This is a genomic window from Chryseobacterium phosphatilyticum (assembly GCF_002899825.2).
GTDB lineage: Bacteria > Bacteroidota > Bacteroidia > Flavobacteriales > Weeksellaceae > Chryseobacterium > Chryseobacterium phosphatilyticum.
This window is the reverse complement of the sequence record NZ_PPED02000006.1, coordinates 180,092-197,072: the sequence shown is the minus strand read 5'-3', so window position 1 is coordinate 197,072 and position 16,981 is coordinate 180,092. Positions and strand designations below refer to the sequence as shown.

At 34.9% G+C, this 16,981-nt stretch carries 13 protein-coding genes; 7 read left to right on the top strand and 6 right to left on the bottom strand.

Annotated features, from left to right (window positions below; all coding sequences use genetic code 11):
• Positions 1–26: 26 nt before the first annotated feature.
• On the bottom strand, positions 27–920 hold the full coding sequence (locus tag C1631_RS21030) for an archaemetzincin (RefSeq protein ID WP_109714026.1): 894 nt from the start codon (positions 918–920) through the stop codon (positions 27–29).
• Entirely contained in the window at positions 901–1,377 is a 477-nt protein-coding gene (locus C1631_RS21025) for a SixA phosphatase family protein (protein ID WP_109714092.1), read from the bottom strand. The genes C1631_RS21030 and C1631_RS21025 overlap by 20 nt, the downstream gene beginning before the upstream one ends.
• 115 nt (positions 1,378–1,492) lie before the next feature.
• Here C1631_RS21025 and ruvX point away from each other — a divergent pair, with 115 nt between their 5' ends.
• From ruvX to C1631_RS21000, 5 genes are all read left to right on the top strand, one after another.
• Entirely contained in the window at positions 1,493–1,909 is a 417-nt protein-coding gene (gene ruvX / locus C1631_RS21020) for a Holliday junction resolvase RuvX (RefSeq protein ID WP_109714024.1), read from the top strand.
• Positions 1,906–2,478, top strand: a complete 573-nt coding sequence (gene def / locus C1631_RS21015) for a peptide deformylase (RefSeq protein ID WP_109714022.1) — start codon at positions 1,906–1,908, stop codon at positions 2,476–2,478. The genes ruvX and def overlap by 4 nt, the downstream gene beginning before the upstream one ends.
• A gap of 77 nt (positions 2,479–2,555) precedes the next feature.
• The gene (locus C1631_RS21010) at positions 2,556–3,113 is read left to right on the top strand and encodes a DUF5606 family protein (protein ID WP_109714020.1); all 558 of its coding nucleotides are present in this window, start codon (positions 2,556–2,558) and stop codon (positions 3,111–3,113) included.
• 288 nt (positions 3,114–3,401) lie between these two features.
• Positions 3,402–4,169, top strand: coding sequence for a nucleoside triphosphate pyrophosphohydrolase (mazG, locus tag C1631_RS21005; RefSeq protein WP_103248023.1), 768 nt, complete (start codon positions 3,402–3,404; stop codon positions 4,167–4,169).
• 58 nt (positions 4,170–4,227) lie between these two features.
• Positions 4,228–5,100: an SdiA-regulated domain-containing protein gene (locus C1631_RS21000; protein WP_103248034.1), complete on the top strand. Its 873-nt coding sequence runs from the start codon at positions 4,228–4,230 to the stop codon at positions 5,098–5,100.
• Between the two features lie 94 nt (positions 5,101–5,194).
• On the opposite strand, the gene C1631_RS20995 is transcribed toward C1631_RS21000, so the two are convergent.
• Positions 5,195–5,917: a hypothetical protein gene (locus tag C1631_RS20995; RefSeq protein ID WP_123966755.1), complete on the bottom strand. Its 723-nt coding sequence runs from the start codon at positions 5,915–5,917 to the stop codon at positions 5,195–5,197.
• A 324-nt stretch (positions 5,918–6,241) separates the two neighbouring features.
• Complete coding sequence (locus C1631_RS20985) at positions 6,242–9,958, bottom strand: metallophosphoesterase (RefSeq protein WP_109714014.1); 3,717 nt, start codon at positions 9,956–9,958, stop codon at positions 6,242–6,244.
• Between the two features lie 26 nt (positions 9,959–9,984).
• Between C1631_RS20985 and C1631_RS20980 the strand changes: the two genes are divergently transcribed.
• On the top strand, positions 9,985–11,160 hold the full coding sequence (locus C1631_RS20980; protein ID WP_109714012.1) for a Pycsar system effector family protein: 1,176 nt from the start codon (positions 9,985–9,987) through the stop codon (positions 11,158–11,160).
• A gap of 141 nt (positions 11,161–11,301) precedes the next feature.
• Positions 11,302–12,792 (top strand): right-handed parallel beta-helix repeat-containing protein, encoded by a 1,491-nt coding sequence (locus C1631_RS20975; protein ID WP_109714010.1) that lies wholly within the window; start codon positions 11,302–11,304, stop codon positions 12,790–12,792.
• Between the two features lie 28 nt (positions 12,793–12,820).
• Here C1631_RS20975 and C1631_RS20970 read toward each other — a convergent pair whose 3' ends face one another.
• The gene (locus C1631_RS20970) at positions 12,821–15,121 is read right to left on the bottom strand and encodes a GAF domain-containing protein (protein ID WP_109714008.1); all 2,301 of its coding nucleotides are present in this window, start codon (positions 15,119–15,121) and stop codon (positions 12,821–12,823) included.
• Positions 15,122–15,575: 454 nt separating this feature from the next.
• A complete protein-coding gene (locus tag C1631_RS20960) occupies positions 15,576–16,955 on the bottom strand; it encodes an NADH-quinone oxidoreductase subunit N (RefSeq protein WP_109714006.1) in 1,380 nt (459 codons plus the stop codon).
• Positions 16,956–16,981 lie beyond the last annotated feature (26 nt).

Genomic DNA, 16,981 nt, shown 5'->3' with positions numbered 1-16,981 from the left:
TAAAAAATGGGCTTCAGCCCATTTTTTTATTGTAATAGATTTAAATCCTGTTCAGCGCGGGCAAGTTCTGAATTAAGATGATGTTTTTCAAAGAACATTTTTAATTCAGCTAAGCGTTTCTTATGATCATAAGGAATGCTTGAGCTGAGTTTTCTTTGGCAGAGTGAGCAAGCTCTTGCATAATGATAATCGGTTTCTGCAAGGGTATTGGTTCCGTTCATTACACAATTGGCATTCAGGCAATGGCTGATTCCGAACATATGTCCTATTTCATGAGAACTTATTTTTATTAATCTGAGAAGACTTTCGTTAAAGTTAGAATTAATTAAATTCCCATCTGCAAATCTGTAAATAGAAGTTACCCCTACGCCATCATCATAAGAAGCAAACCCGAAAACATAATTCCATTCAGGCCTGGGAAAAAGATCCTTTTCTGTAATTCCCATAAGAACTACAGCATCTTTTGGTTTATTTTTAATTAAAATACTGTCTAAAACATAGCCGGCTAATACTTGTTCCTGCCCTTCTTTGGATATTCTTCTTACAGTTCCAGGAAAAACCGTATCAGATAAGTCTGGTAATATTTTTGTTTCCAGCTGAAAATAGATCTTTAAATATTCTTTTGTAAGTTCAATCTCCTTTTTTTGGAGATTATTAAAGTTCCCGATGGGCTGAAGGTAAATTGTATTTTTTCCCTTCTGAGGCATTATTTTCTTCGTCTTTTGAAAATCTGAAAATTCTTGAAATTTCTCATCGTGATTATACCTCCAGCTTCCGGGTTTAGGAGTGGTGGAAAGTTTTACATCATTAATGGAAATTGCCTCAAAGTATGTTTTCTTCTTTTTCTGGCAAGAAAAAAAGAGGGTCAATACTATTACATAAAAGAGGAGAGATTCGAACTTATATTTTCCCGGGTTCATAAAAGAAAAGAAGCTTCTTTTTGGCACCGTCAAATTCAGACCATGAATTACAGTCTACTTCAAAACCGGCAACACCACAAGTAGGGAAGTGGAAAATATCTTCAGAAATAGAATTCGCGAAATTTGAAATTCCATTATTATGAGAAAAAAAAGCGACAGAGCTTAAATTATCATCAAGATCATATATTACAGATTCAAAACTTCTTTCTGAAGGATTGTATAGCTTTTCGTCAGTAGAACAGTTCAGCTGATAGGTTTGGTTGAAAATTTTGCAGGTGTTCAGAGCTCGTACCGCAGGGCTTGATACGAAATGATCAATAGAAATATGATTGTTTTTTAAGAACCTCGACATGTTCATAGCGTCCTCCAAACCTTTGTCTGCCAAAGGTCTGTCAAAGTCCTCCGTTTCTTCCGGCCAGTCGCTCTTTGCATGTCTTACGAGGATGAGTTTCTTCATATAATTGTTTTTTGGAAGATTAAAATTATAAAAAAAAAAATGGAATAAAACATGATTTATATAAAAAAACTGCGTTATGAATAAAATCATTAAATTTTAGTAAATTTGCAAAATTATGGGACAAATCCTTGCAATAGACTATGGAAAGGCACGTTGTGGCATTGCTGCAACAGATGATATGCAGATTATAGCCAGTGGCCTGGACACCGTGGAAACCAAATCTTTAATGGAGTTTTTAAAAAAATATTTCAGTGAAAATAAGGTAGATGAAGTGGTGGTTGGGCTTCCCATAGATTTAAAAGGAAATATTTCCGAAGTGGAAAGTGATATTTTAAAATTCATTGATGAATTTAAGAAAGAATTTTCGGATATTGCAGTCCATCGTTTTGATGAAAGGTTTACCTCCAAAATGGCCTCATTTTTTATTTCTCAAAGTGGAAAAAATAAAAAAAAGAGACAGGAAAAAGGATTGATAGATAAAGTAAGTGCAACTATTATATTGCAAAATTTTTTAGAACAAAGATTAAGATGATATTACCGATAAGAGCTTTTGGGGATCCTGTTTTGAGAAAAGTAGGAAAAGATATAGATAAAGATTATCCCGGATTACAGGAATTGATAGATAACATGTTTGAAACGATGTATAGCGCCAATGGCATAGGTCTTGCAGCGCCTCAGATCGGACTTGATGTTCGTATGTTTGTCATCGATGTAACTCCCCTTGCAGAAGATGAGGATTATGAGGATATCAAGGATGAGCTGGCTGAGTTTAAAAAAGTTTTCATCAATGCCAGAATTCTTGAAGAATCTGGTGAAGAATGGAAGTTTAATGAAGGTTGCCTGTCTATTCCCGATGTAAGAGAAGATGTGAAAAGAAAAGGTACAATCGTTATTGAATATTATGACGAAAATTTTGTAAAACATACAGAAACTTTTTCCGATATTAGAGCCCGCGTAATTCAACATGAATACGATCACATTGAAGGGATCTTATTTACCGATCATTTAAGTGCATTAAAGAAGAAACTGGTAAAAGGAAAACTGACAAAGATTTCTCAGGGAGATGTAAGCATTGGTTACAAAATGAGATTTCCAAAATAATTTAAACAAGGATTAACGAAATAATAAAAAAAGCAAGAAGCTTAAAGCTAGTTGCAAAATTTACAAAAAATAAAATTATGCTGTTAGAAAAAATAATTTCAATTTCTGGAAAACCAGGACTTTACAAATTAGTTTCTCAATTAAGAAACGGGTTCATTATTGAAGATGTTACCAACAAGAAAAAAGTAAGCATTGGAAATTCAAGCCAGGTAAGCTTATTAGATAATATCGCAATGTTCACATTTGAAAAAGAAGTTCCTTTATTCGAAGTTTTTGAAAATATTGCTAAAAACAACGACTATAAAGAAACAATTTCTCACAAATCTTCAGATGCAGAATTGAAAGACTTTATGTTGGCTTCACTTCCTAATTATGATACGGAAAGAGTATATTCTTCTGATATCAAAAAATTAGCACAATGGTACAACATTCTTCACAAAGCGGGGTATATTACTCCAGACAGTTTTGTGAAAGCAGAACCTGAAACATTGGAAGGTGAGCCTGCAGAAGAAGTGAGCATTGAAAAAGAAACTAAAAAAGCAGCTCCAAAGGCAGAAAAGCCTGCTGCTCCAAAGGTGAAAGCTACTTCAGCAGCAAAATCTGCTCCTAAAAGTACACACAGAAAGCAAGGATAATTCATTTTTGAATTAAAAATACAAAGCCTTGTCCGCAATTTCCGGACAAGGCTTTTTGTTTATGGCAGGTGGCAGATGATAGGGATTAAGGATTAGGGATTAGGAAAATTTTCTACTGAGTTCACATTTTGTCTCTATTTTTAATCATTAAACATTAGACGTTAAACGCGAATCTCGAACCCCGCACCTCATATCCCACATCTATAAACTCTCAACTTTCACAGCCAACCTCTACCACAGACCCAAAATAACCCTTACATTTGTATAAGATTGAATTTCCAATTACTTATGAACACGAAACAGGAAAAACTAGAAGCTTTCGGAAGATTGCTGGATATTATGGATGATCTTCGTGAGAAATGCCCATGGGATCAGAAACAAACTCTGGAATCATTGCGCCATCTAACCCTTGAAGAAACATATGAACTTTCTGATGCTATTTTGCAGAACGATTTACAGGAAATAAAAAAAGAACTGGGAGATGTTTTGCTTCATTTGGTTTTCTATGCTAAAATAGGTTCTGAAAAAGAGAGTTTTGATATAGCAGATGTGATCAATTCACTCAACGAAAAATTGATTTTCCGCCATCCTCATATTTATGGTGATACAAAAGTGAAAGATGAGGAAGAGGTAAAGCAAAACTGGGAGAAGCTGAAACTAAAGGAGGGGAACAAATCTATTTTGGGAGGGGTTCCTAAAAGTCTTCCAAGCTTAGTAAAAGCATATAGAATTCAGGATAAAGTAAAAGGCATAGGCTTTGAGTTTCATGATGCTGAAGATGCCTGGAAAAAGGTCGATGAGGAAATTCATGAATTTCATGCAGAAACTGATTTGGATAAAAAGGAACAGGAGCTTGGAGATGTATTTTTCTCATTGATCAATTATGCAAGAATTTCAGGGATCAATCCGGATTCTGCGCTGGAACGAACCAATCTGAAATTTATTTCAAGATTCCAGAAGATGGAGGGTCTGGCTGAAGAACAGGCACTGAAACTAGCAGATATGTCATTAGAAGAAATGGATGTTCTTTGGGAAAGAGCAAAACAGTTGCAGTAGAAATATGATTGGAATGATTAATGCTTCTTATTTCCCGTTTACCTTTAAAATAAACAACATGTTAAGATTTCTTATTTTACCTTTTATTTTTTTATTGAGTTGTAATCCGAAAGCTCAGAATTCCCCCACTCAGGAGAGTGGTCTGGAAGTGCAGTTTTCTTTTCCCAAGAAATTAAAGGAAGTTTCCGGTTTTACCTTTTCAAAAGATAAAAAGACCATCTGGGCTATTGAGGACAGAGGGAATAAAAATGCAGTATATGGTCTAAGTGATAAAGGAGAGATGGTTGCTAAAATACCAGTTGAAAATGCTGAAAATACAGACTGGGAAGATATTATATCAGATGCTCAGGGAAATATTTATATTGGAGATTTTGGCAATAATGATAATGACAGAAGAGATCTTGCTATTTTGAAAACTGATCTTCAAGATCCGGCTCAGAAAACGACAAAAGTAATACAGACTACCAGGTTTCATTACCAGGGACAAACAGAGTTTCCTCCAAAAAAATCAAACTTACTATATGATTGCGAGGCTTTTGTAGAAATGAACGGTAATTTCTATCTTTTTACTAAAAACAGAAGTAAAGGATTTGACGGAACATTTTTAGTATTTAAAGTTCCGAATAAAGAAGGAGATTTTGAAGCGAAGCTAATCGGTACATTAAAGCTTCAGGGAGGTTATACTGATGCGGCGATTACTTCAGCCACGATCAACAGTACCAAAGATAAAATCGTATTACTTACCCATAAGAATGTTCATGTACTGACTGGCTTTACGACCGATGATTTCAGTGCATCTAAAATTCAAAAAATTGCATTAAACCACAATTCCCAAAAAGAAGCTATCGTTTTTCTTGATGATAAAACGTTGTTAATAGGAGATGAGAAGGCTAAAAGCGAGGGCGGGAATGTATATCGGTTTTCTTTTTAATTAATAATTTATTTTACTATAAATGAAAATCCACAGAGAAGATTCTCTGTGGATTTTTTAGTGATATAATTTGACGTGATGAAGTTCGTGAGTCTTATGGAGTAAGGTAGGAAATGTGAATATTGCCGCTTGATAATCTAAAGCTTTGTGTATAAACACATCGGATTCTGAACGTTTCTCCCGGATTGAAATAATTGATAGAAGACATATTGTGATAAATCCCCAAAGTACGCTCTCCATGCCCTGTTGAGGTTGAAGTAAGAGTTGTTTTGGTAGGGGATACTTTTTCAATAGTTGATTTTGCTGTTCCTGCCGTTTGTCCGTTCCCGTTTAAGTTAAGGTCATAGGTAACATAAGGTACGATATTATAGAATCCGGCTTTTACCACTTTAAATAAACCCGAATTTGAATCGTAGGTCAGGTAAGCATTGTCTATTTTATTGTTTACATTGTAAACGTACGTTTGTACATAGTTTTCGTGAGTACTTACAGGAGTGCTTCCTGTTCCTGTATAACTTCCGGAGCTGGGGCTGATGTCCGTTTTGTTGCCCACAAAAACGACTTTCAGAAAATTTTCAGATTCTATGCTTCTCCATACGGGAGCATTTCCGGTTCCATTTGACATTAAAAATTCACCCCTGTTTCCTGAATTTCCTTTAGTAGTAGCAGTACCCCCTACATTAATGTCTTTTACAACTTGAAGAGAACCGTTGACATGTAATGAGTGTTGAGGAGTTGGAGTGTGTATCCCAACTTGGGCGTTTACACTTATGGATATCGTAAATAATGCCATGTATAATAGCTTTTTTTTCATCATCTGGGTTATTTTTGTTGAAATAATTTTAAACAAATATATATTCTTTTTAAAATATCTGGTTTTTTATAAATCAACAAACATATTGACCAATGTGTATGTTTTGTCTATAATGCTGAAAATATGGCTTTTATTTAAAAACCATATTTGGGTTATCTGTGAAAGATGCTAATTAAAAAGTGGAATTATTAAATTTAATTTAAATTAACTTTTTTTTCAATAACATAAATTAATTTATATGTAATGCATTGAATTTTAATTAAATGAAGGTTGTGTTTTTGTTTTTTTTTGTGAGAGCGAAAGGTAGAGTTAATTCGTTTTTTTAATTTAAAACTTCATTCCTATTCCTGCAGAAATCCTTCCTCCATCTGAACCGTAGAAATAGTTTAATCTTGCAGACATCATTTCTACAATACTTAACCAAATCCCTGCTCCTACGGACTCATGCCATTTTCTTGAGTTCTCAGTATCATTCCAGACACGGCCAATATCATAGCCAATAAGGATTCCCAGATTGGTAGGGGCTATATTATTTCTGATTCTTCCAAAATCCCATCGTATTTCAGAATTGTTGGTGAAATACGATCTCCCGGAAAATCTTTCATTTCTAAAAGCTCTCATCCCGTTGTTGCCACCAATGGCTGCCGCCTGAAAAAATTCAAAATTATTATTATTGATCCACATGACATTGCTGGAGTTGGCAAATACAAAGTTTCCTTTTTTGTCAATTCTGTGATCAATAGCAAATTTACCTCTAAAGGTCAGGAAATTTTTGTTAAAATCAGAGAGAGTTGCTTTCCAGTCGGCATTCAGCATGAATTCTAATCCCAGGGTTGGAAAGGCAACATTGTCCGCATTTTTATAACCAAATGTATAGTTGGCACCTACAAACTGCTGACTGTTGAATACCTCAGGTTTTACGTCAGGTGATATATTGATAAACCGATCCGCTTTTCTTTGTACCTTATTATCTTCAAAGGTAAGCTGAATCTGGTGACTGAGATTCATCCAGCTTTTTTTAGAAATAGAAGGCGCAAAATTGAATTTTGAAATTCGGGCTCTGTTATATTCTCTTTCGGTATCTTCTTTATTGTATTCACTTTCATTAGATAATCCGAAGAAATTTTGGGAAAATCTGGGGGTGGTATAAGCTGCATCCAGATTGAAATCCCATCCTGAAATTGCCTTTTTAAATGTCCCTTTATATACTAGGCTAAACCCAGCAGTAGCAGTATAGAAATTAGCCTTTAAACTATGTTTTTGGGTAAAAGGATCTCGGATAAAATTATTGACGGTATAATTGGCCAGAACACCAATGATTACCCCGTCATCCGGGTTGTAATCAGCATTGGGATAGCCTGCTACTGAGTTGTATTTCGGATGTTTATAGTTATAAGAATTTATATCATAATCATTGGAGATATTTTTGGTAGCATTACGGGCATTATAGGTGTTCTTTTGAGATGTAAAATCATATATTTTTACTTTTCTTCCATCGGCCACATTATAAACATCATGGTTGTAACCGCCGATTAACCTGATGGTCATCCTGGGGTTTCCTGTTCCTATGACGTCATATACATCATCATCTTCAAGGCCGTAGATCCAAAGTTCTTTCGTTTTTGAATCGTGGTAGGTTTTTTCAAAAACCAGTTCGTTTTTATCTTTGTTTTTGCCTAGTTTATATTGCTGTACCAGTACTGAATGTCCATTTTTTGTGATGACAAACCGATCGGGATTGATCGTACCTGCCAACGGAACTTTTTTCTGTAGTACATCATAATATTGAGAAGCATAGCTTTGTAGCTTTGTTTTACGTATTTTAAGTTTTCTCTTAATATCTGCAATGGTATCATCCTGAACTTCTTTTGGAAGATTATGAAAAGCCTCCTCAATATCAGGATCAGACAAATGCTCCTGAATATATTTTGCCTGTGCTTCCCATTCTTCTTTTGTCGCTCCTTTTAAGAAAACCAGATCCATTGGATATGGTTCCATGGCAAGCCATTTGACACTGCTGATATCTTCCGTAAAGGTTTTCATATGACGGATTGCAGGAACGTTCATAATAATTTTAAAGGCAGCTCCATCATACTTGCTGAAAGCCTGGTCTCTGTCTTTTGGGATGGGTTTATAGATCACTTTATCTCCTACTTCATATTCTGCCCATTTCCATTGGTCTGAGTGTCTGTCCCAATCGCCGATCAGCATATCAAATAGACGGGCTCTGATATAAGATTCTTTGTCGACAGAGTATTTTGTATTCTTGTTAATATTCTTTAAAACATCATCAGTAGAAAGAATATCTTTTGCATTATCCAGAGAAGCTAATGTTTTAGGATCTGAAGAAAAGCGTTCTTCAATCATATACATCTCATCTCCATAGTTTTGATTGTACTTTCCTAAAGCGTGCTGTTTAGGGATATAATATAGTTTGGGGTTACTGTGAAAAATATTTAATTTTTCAGACATATTTCCCACTGAGAATGGGGTGAAAGGATGGTTGGTTGTGTAAAAATCTAATAAAAATTTCTCAGGAAAACTGTCGGCAAGTTCTTCACCCAGTGTACTTTTCTGAAAAGCCATATTGTTAAGAAAGCGGATCGCACTTTTTTTAACACCACGCATAACGAATTCCTGACCGTCTGTTGCTTTTAGTCTTAAACTGTTGGATTGATTTCCACCTCCTTCTCTGAACGGGATATATCCACCATCAAGCTCTGAAAGGTTGGCTGTAGGTGCTTCAATAGGAATTCCGTAGTATCTTCTGTAGTGATCTCCCCAAAGCCATCTGTAAAATTTACGTTTTTGAGTAAGCTGAACGGGATAAATGCTTGAAGAGAATGTTGCCGGGAAAGAGTTGGGAAAGTTATTGACAAATACATCAGGTTTTGAAATAACAGAAATATGAGTCAGTTTCTGAAGTCTGGCATCTTTGGTAGAAAAGTATTCTATATCTGTACTTTGGTCATTTCTGATGTTCATTACGGCAAAGCCACTCCCTCCGTATGAAAAGTCTGTTTTCTCAACAATGGTGGCAGGATCAACTTTGGAGCCTGCTCCACTAATCACCTGTCGTATATTTTCTTCTTCATGATATTGTAAGTTGTGATCATGTCCGGAAACAAAAATGATGTTTTCTTTATCCTGAACGATGCTTTTTAATCTGTTGGCCAGATCAGCATAATGTTGATTGTTGATGTCGGCAGGACTTGCTCCTGAAGAACTTCTTAAAATATTTACTGTACTTGCTATTACTGGAAGAGGAACTTTACTTTTAAAAGGATAAAGGTGAGATTTTGCAGAGGTGAAACCTGCGTGGGTTCCACTGCTGATAATCGGATGATGCAAAGCTACAATAATTCTTTTGCCCTGATTTTTAATGATCAGATCTTTAAACTCAGTATAAAAATCTTCCCGTGTTTTGATATTACAGTTTTTATTGATTCCGGGATAGTTGTCCCAGTTGGCAATAACCCATTCGGTATCAATGACGATTAATTTAATATCTTTTGACAAGTTGATGTCATCAATAGGGCACCCGTTTTTGGGTAGAAAAGCTTTTTTATCATCAAGATATTTTTTAACAAAGCCTTCCTGATTGTTTAATCCTTCAACACCATTGTACCAGTCATGATTTCCGGGAATAACCAGTGTTTTTCCTTTGAAATTTTTGGTAATAGCCAGCTGGTTTTCGAGTTTTTTTTCAGCTAAAGCATAATCTTTATCTGTCTTTTTGGGCATCCCGTTAGGATAAATGTTATCTCCCAGAAATACCAGCATGGAGTTGCTACCTGCTGAATCAAGTTTACCTTTCAGTAAATTCAGTGTATTTTGTGCCTGCGCTTCGTCTGCATTTCCGGCATCCCCGATCAGGAACAGTTTAAAATCGTTTTCAGATTTTATATCTGAATCTTTTACTTCGAATAAGTTTTTGCCCTTTTGTACGTTATATGTAGCGCAGGAGTAGAGTGCTCCGGCAGATATTACGGTTTTCAGAATAATCGAAGTATTTTTTAAATGTGTTTTAAAGGATAAATTCATAAATTTACATTAACAAAAATTCAGGGATGAACATTCTAGACAAAGCTAAAAATTATGTTGAAATCTTATTCAAAGATAAGTTATCTTCAGTTTACTTTTATCATAATTTTATTCATACTGCCTACACCGTTAATAAGGCGGAAGAAATCATGAAGAATACTCCTGTTTCTGAAGAAGATCAGGAAAAAGTACTCGTGGCATTATGGTTTCATGATACCGGGTATATAGAATGTGCAAAGAATCATGAAGAAAGAGGAGTGGAAATCATGAAAGATTTTCTGAATAAAGAAAATTATCCTCCTTCCTATATTGATGATATTGAAAAACTTATTCTGGCAACAAAAATTACACATGAACCTCAGGGTTTACTGGAAAAAATTGTAAAAGATGCAGATTTTAGTCATTTTGCAGGGCATGACTACAGTGATATTTCTGATGCATTAAGAAAAGAATGGGAACTGACCAATGTAAAATGTTTTTCCAACGAAGAATGGAATTCGGGTAATCTGGATATGCTTAAAAACAGACATACTTTTTATACTGATTATGCGAAAGAAAACTGGGAGCCTTTAAAAAAGAAAAATATAAAAAAAATAGAAAAGAAGCTGGAAAAAGAAGAGGTAAAGAAAGAAGATAAAAAAGATAATTCTGAAGGGAAAAAAGAAAAAGAAAAATCGGACAGAAGCGTTGATACTTTATTCAGGGTGACCTTGAATAACCATACAAGATTAAGTGATATTGCGGATAGCAAAGCCAATATTCTTCTTTCGGTAAATGCAATTATTATTTCAGTTTGTCTTTCTGTACTGGTTCCCAAACTGGATGCTCCGAAAAATGCACATCTTATTCTTCCGAGTTTTATACTGCTTCTTTCGAGTGTGTTTACGATTATATTTGCTATTCTTTCTACAAAACCTAATGTGACTAAAACGACTTTTACACCGCAGGATATTGTCAATAGAAAAGTCAATCTGCTGTTCTTTGGGAACTTTCACCAGATGATGTTTGATGACTATCATAATGCTATGAAAGATCTGATCAAAGACAGGGATTATATTTATGATTCGATGGTGAAGGATTTGTATTATTTAGGAAAAGTTCTGGACAGAAAGTACAAGCTTTTATCAATAACGTATAAAATCTTTATGGCCGGTATTATTATCTCTGTATTGTCTTTTGGAGCAGCTTTTCTTAGTCTTTAATTTAAATAGACTCAATAATTTCTACTTTGAACAGGCAGAAATTTCATTAGAAGAACTGAAAAAACGGATGTGTATTTGTAAATCAGGATTATACCTTTTTTACCCATAAAAAGCATATCTTCATATTATAAAAGCATAAATATGAAACCTTTTTTCCTTGCTCTGTTGATGGCCTTCTTTGTTTTTTCTTTCGAAGATTGTAAAGCGAATTCGGGAGAAAAGAAGGCTGTGGAGATGAATTATTACATATCTAATGATGGTAATGATAATAATTCCGGGACGAGTGTTGATGCTCCATGGAGGACAATTGGAAAAGTAAACAGTATTTTATTTCAACCTGGTAATAGAATTCTGTTTAAGAGTGGTGGAATATGGAATGATGTTTTAATTCCCAAAGGATCAGGAACAGAAGGTCTTCCGATTACAATTGATAAATATGGAGGGGAAGCTTTACCTGTTATTAATGGAGGCGGCCAAAAGAATGGTTCAGGAACTCTTCGTCTCAATCAGGTGTCGTACTGGCAAATCAATAATCTTGAAATTACGAATACTGTTCCGGCAGGAATGACTTATGCTGCAATAGGCATTCATGTTTCCGGGGGAGACATTTCTGAGCCTCCGATTCTTGGTATTTCAATTAAAAACTGTTATGTGCATGATGTAAATTCAGCAACAGACGGACAAATTAATTATCATAAAAATTCAGGCGGAATCATCCTTGATGGTAAAATATACGGAGCTTTAGTGCAAAACTGTTATATAAAGAATTGTGCTGTTGAGGGGCTTCGTACGGCAGGTTCACGAGAAATACCGGAACGTTCTAAAGACATTATTTTTGATCATAATACCCTTGAAAATATTTATGGTGATGGTATTGTAATGTCCGGAGTTACAGGAGGAAGTAAAATAATCTACAATAAAGTTTACAATGCGTGCATGAATACCGGATCTCAGAATTATGCGGGAATCTGGACGATTGGAAGTATTAAAACGCTTGTAGCTTATAATGAGGTCTACGGATTGAAAGGGGGAGGAAATAATGATGGGATGGCTTTTGATGCAGACGGATATGATGAAATCACAACTACAGATGGAGATATTTTTGAATACAACTATTCTCATGATAATAACGGAGGCTTTTTCCTGTTGATGAAAGATGCCAAAAATATTACTGTCCGTTATAATGTTAGTATAAATGATGTGGGAACTATAAGAGGAAAAAAACTTTTCCTGATTCAGAACAGTCCACATACTTCCAGATACGTTTACAATAACGTTTTTTATATGAAGAACCCCGTGGAAAAGCTTCTTTGGGAAGGTTCTTCTGTAGAATTTAAAAATAATATCTTCTATGCTGCCTCCTCAATAAACAAACTTTCAGACAAAGAAATAACTGATAAAGCCAGATTTTATTCTAATTCTTTTTATCCTTTAGATATCTTCTCTTCTTTGAACTGGGGAGCATCATTACAGAAGAATAATCGATTATACAAAAATCCTGATTTTAAGGATCCTTTACTGAAAAAGGGATGTACCTTTGATCAGACATTTCTTCCCAATCTATTCTATCCTCATGTAAATCTTAATGAGATACCGTCCGGATACCAAAAGAACTGCTCATACAGAAAATGAGTAGAATTGATTTCACCAGATGAGATAGTTAGGTAAGAGAAACCCTGAGGGCCAGTAATCCTGTAATACCTTGTAAATCTTCTACCTTTAGGAATTCTATATCATGTTGCAGAATTTCTTTCTTTTGAAGTTTAGAAATATATTCCAGATATTCTTTTTGGTTTTCCATCCCAAAATAAACAATAGTGATTTTCCCGGGAGCAGTTATTCTTTCCGTTGAATCTTTTACGTGAGCTTTATCCAGTCGTTTTTTTATGATTTCATAATAAGAATTATAGGCACCATCTACATCGAAGCGCTTCTCATCCATTCTGAAGCGGATATCTATTTTTTCATTGTAAACAAAAATCAATGAGGCGATATCCAGCTGAATAGGCAACGTTTTTTTAAAAGACTGGAATTCACGCTCTATTTTACAAACGGTTTTTAATTGTGAATATCTCAACCTATGAACAACTTTTGTTGTATAATGAAGGTCTGGTGCAATACTTGGCCCAATATAGAGATTATGTTCTACACCATCCGATTTGAATCTTTCATAATAGTGGGGAAAAATTTGCTGAGCCTTGACCTGGCTTTCATCCAGAATATCTGCCAGCTTTCTGTTGACAAGAGTGATAGAATCATCCAGATCCTTTCTGTGATTATAAAATAAATCTGTTTGACCAAGGATATGTGAAAAATAATCCTGAATCTTGGATTTAATGTCTCTCGATGTTTTTACCTCGAGCTTTCCCTGTAAAAAAGGATGGATTTCTTCTCTCAGCAGCCTTTGAAAACGTTGTTCTGTATCAGCTTTAACTTCGTGGTTCAGTTCGCTTTCAAAAACATCAAGCGCCAACATAAATTTTTCCGAGTCAGAATTGGTCAGTGTGAAAATATCCTTTAGAGATTCAATTTGTTGATTGAGATCTTCAAGCATCAGGTTAAAACGTTTTTCTGAGGAAGAGCGGATGTCTGAAACTCCAAATAATGGAGTAAGGTTCCTAAACGAAATCTGCTTTAAAGTATACATTTTCTTTCCTAGTGAGGCTGTAAAATATTTTTCTGCCTCATTTCTGAATTTCCAGACTACACTGTCATGGATGGTTGTGTATTCACGTTGAATAATGGCTTCAATCTGATAATTTTTCTCAAAATAGAACCTGCTGAGAGAAAAGAGAACCATATCAGTGAAAAACTCCATTTTTTTGAGTTTCAAACCATTGAAACTTCCGGCAATGGGAGACGTAAACTCCATAATAGCCAGAAGCTCGCCATCTTTCATGATGGGAATCACCATGAAGCTATTGATATTATTATCTTTTAAAATACTGAAAGAAGGAAGCTGTTTGACATTTTCATCCAGATTATTAACATTGGAAACAACAATAGGTTTTGAATTATTGCTAAGGTTATCAAAAGTATTCTTTCGGGTTTCTTCGTCAAATGTATTGATCCAGAAATCAAGGATATGATTGGTTAAAAGACTTTCGTAGATCGGAAGCTTATCAAGCTTCTGTTCTTTTTTATTGAAAGTCATAATTCCAAAATTCAGTTCAGCAACATCAAAATACGATTTGAAAATTTCCGTCAGATTTTCATTGGGTTTTAAATTCTCGGGATCAATTTCTATCATACTGGACTTGAGGTCAGATAATGCCACTTCTGATGTACAATCTACCAGCGAAATAATGGTAAATCCTCTCAATATCCAGGATTGTGATGGGAAATATTTTTTCCACAATGTAAAGTCATCCAGATTTTCCAATAGCATATCCAGAATATCATCAGTCGGTATTTTTGCATTTTCTGAAGGGATAATTTCTGTGAAATCAGAGTTTACCGTAATTTTATAATGTTTCATAATTCCCTGTTGGTTGGGAATATCATAATAAAACGGGATTGTACTTCTGATATCTTTTTTGAAATAGCTTTGTAGAATGAGACAACAACAGAATACGTAGAACTCGTTATCCGTAATATTTCGGAGTTCTATCTCAAAGTCTTTTCCTGCATCCTTAAGAATGTTTTTGAATCGTTCAGTATAATTAAACGTGATATTGGAAAGCGGAATACTTGCTGCTTTTATCTCGTTATGAGTAAGACCCGTTGGGAAGAGATCAGCCAGAAGAGATCTGATGAGGACTTCATTTTTGTCCAGTAGATTGATATCCTGAAACCCCTCTTTAAGCTCTTTAAAATTCCTGGTACTATCAATAAGGGACTCTGCATAATTGACCCGGTATTCCATTCGGTCATTATAACGGATGTGTTCCAGTACATCCAAATACTTTTTGAATGATATATAAACCTGAAAGGGAGAGTCTTTTTTGTAGAGATTGGCCAACAGCTGAAATTTAAGGTAAAGTTATGAAAAAAACACTACTTACAAATCTGTTTTGAATCGGTAAAAATGATATTTCCATTTCATTTTATTTTACTTTGGCAAAGAAATATCAAAAAGTATATTGTATTAAGCAAATCTTCTTTTCCTTTTTGTAAATATTTCTATTTAAGTAGTTTTAAAGAAAATTCTGAGAGGATTTTTCTGTTTTTTCTGAGAGATTTGAAAAAAGTTGCTCTTGAAAAGGAGATCACTTTAGGATTCGGGGACGGATTAATATCAGAAATTTATATGGTATTCAAAGATCATTTATGTTCTATGAGCCGATATTTTTTCAATATGGATAAATAAAGATTCCTTATGACGAATCTGAACTCTTATGTATTATTTTTAATACACAAAAAAAACCTTCCGGTAAACTGGAAGGTTTTTGTATTGTTTCGTTACAATGTTGTTTTTATAGTCCGAACATATTTGCAAAGAAGTCAGGGAAGACTCCCAAAATGATAATTAATGCAATGATAACTACTGCTACAATATTATAAGTAAGTGTTACTTTTTCTGATGATTTGAATGTGGATTCCTTAAAGAAGAACATCGCGATAATCAATCTTAAATAGTACGCAATCGACAGGGCAGAACCCAATACTGCGACTAATACTAAGAAAGCGGCACCATTCATTGCCTGGGAGAATAAAGCAAATTTCCCCATGAAACCAGCAGTTAACGGAACCCCTGCCATTGAAAGCATTGAGATCGCTGCAGCTATTGCCAATAAAGGTTCTGTTTTTGCCAATCCTTTGAAAGCTCCGAAAGAAGTTTCACGTTTTAGTTTTTCAACCCAGATCAGACACATGAATACTCCCACAGTAGATAACGAATAAGCAAATAAATAGAACGCTAAGTTATACGTAGAAAGGCTGGTCATTCCAAAGAATACCAATCCTATGTATCCTGCGTGGGAAACTGAAGAGTAAGCCAACATTCTTTTAGCATTCGTCTGGGCAAGACCCATAACGTTTGCCAATAATAAAGTAATGATTAAGAATACTCCCAAAACATTGATCCACTCGTGGGTTACCCCAGCGAAACCAATTGTCATCAATCTGAATAGTGCAAAGAATCCTGAAATTTTCACCACACTTGCCATGAAAGCAGTAATTAATGAAGGTGATCCTGAATACACATCCGGGCTCCACATATGGAAAGGTGCTAGGGCTACTTTAAATGCCAATGCACAAAGGATTAATAATACCCCGAGGATAAACATCACGTTTGTAGCATTTGCTACTCCAAAATCATGGATTTTATATAAATCAAAGCTTCCGGCACTTCCGTAGATAAATGCAATACCGAAAAGTAGGAAACCTGTCGCAAATGCACCCATTAAGAAATACTTGATTGAAGCTTCGTTTGATCTCAGATCAGTTTTGTTGGCTCCTGCCATTACATATAATGGAATAGAAAGGATTTCAACACCTAAGAACATCGTTACTAAGTTCTGGTATCCGAAAAGAACAATCCCTCCACATAATGCAAATAGCATCAAAGCATATAATTCCGATTGGTGGCTTCTGTGATTGCTGAAAGCAAAACCTCCAAGGAAGAATAACAATAAGGTTGTTACAATTGATATTTTGGTAAATAAAGCAGCATTGGCACTGTATTCATACATATGTTTGTAATGATCGAAGAACGAACATTCAGGCATGAAACTTACGTACAATGCAATGATTAAACCCAAAATCCCAATGTATCTTGCGAATTTTCCTTGTTCAAAAACTCCCGAAAATAACGCAATAACTGCCGTTAGGAAAACAATAATTAAAACACTCATAATATAGATTTGAGATGTGAGATCTG